Below are 1129 nucleotides of genomic sequence, written 5' to 3'. Positions count from 1 at the left end.
TGTCTCTGTTCTATGGATCGTGTTTGGTGCCATCTTCTTGCTCAACACTTTAAAACACACTGGAGCGATCACCACTATCCGTAACGGATTTACCGATATCTCTGCCGATCGTCGAGTTCAAGCCATCATTATTGCTTGGTGTTTTGGCTCATTCATCGAAGGTGCATCGGGCTTTGGTACACCAGCAGCGATCGCCGCGCCACTATTGGTTGCAATCGGTTTCCCTGCCCTAGCGGCGGTACTAATGGGCATGATGATTCAATCAACGCCAGTATCGTTTGGTGCAGTGGGTACGCCGATTATCGTGGGTGTAAACAAAGGTTTGGATACGCACAACATCAGTGAAGCGTTGGCAGCTCAAGGCTCAACATGGGAAGCATACCTACAGCACATCACGGCTAACGTTGCCGTAATTCATGCCGTGGTTGGTACGATGATTCCTGTATTGATGGCGATGATGTTAACACGTTTCTTCGGCAAGAACAGAAGCTGGAGCGAAGGTCTGGATATTCTACCGTTTGCGCTATTCGCAGGTGTGTCATTTACCGTTCCTTACGCATTAACTGGCGTGTTCTTGGGCGCTGAATTCCCATCGCTGATTGGTGGTTTGGTTGGTCTTTCTATCGTCGTAACTGCTGCGAAAAAAGGTTTCCTAGTTCCTAAAACAAAATGGGATTTTGAAAGCGAAGACAAATGGCCAGCAGAGTGGTTAGGTTCTTTGAAAGTGGATCTGCACGACAATCCTGGTAAGCCAATGAGCTTGGTAAAAGCGTGGATTCCTTATGTAATGCTGGCCGTTATTTTGGTAGCAAGCCGCGTAAGCTCGGAGTTTAAAGGTCTACTGCAAAGCGTCAGCGTGTCGTTTAGCAACATTCTAGGCGAAACAGGCGTTAGCGCTGCGATTCAGCCGCTTTACCTTCCTGGTGGTGTACTGGTGTTCGTTGCTCTGCTTGCTGCTGTATTGCAAAGCGGTAGCGCAAAACCTTTGCGTGAAGCATTCGGCGAGTCAAGCAAAACGCTAATCGGTGCAGGCTTCGTATTGGTGTTCACTATCCCGATGGTACGTATCTTCATCAACTCAGGTGTGAACGGTGCTGACCTAGCAAGTATGCCTGTAACAACCGCGAAC

At 48.6% G+C, this 1129-nt stretch carries 1 protein-coding gene; it reads left to right on the top strand.

The features are described 5' to 3' along the window. Positions 1–1129 (top strand): L-lactate permease (locus R7Z50_RS24580; RefSeq protein WP_318149360.1); only part of this gene is annotated, 1129 nt, incomplete at both ends.

The organism is Vibrio sp. 1249-1 (genome assembly GCF_033340495.1).
Note: the sequence above shows the minus strand (reverse complement) of the source record. Positions and strands in the feature narration are given on the sequence as shown.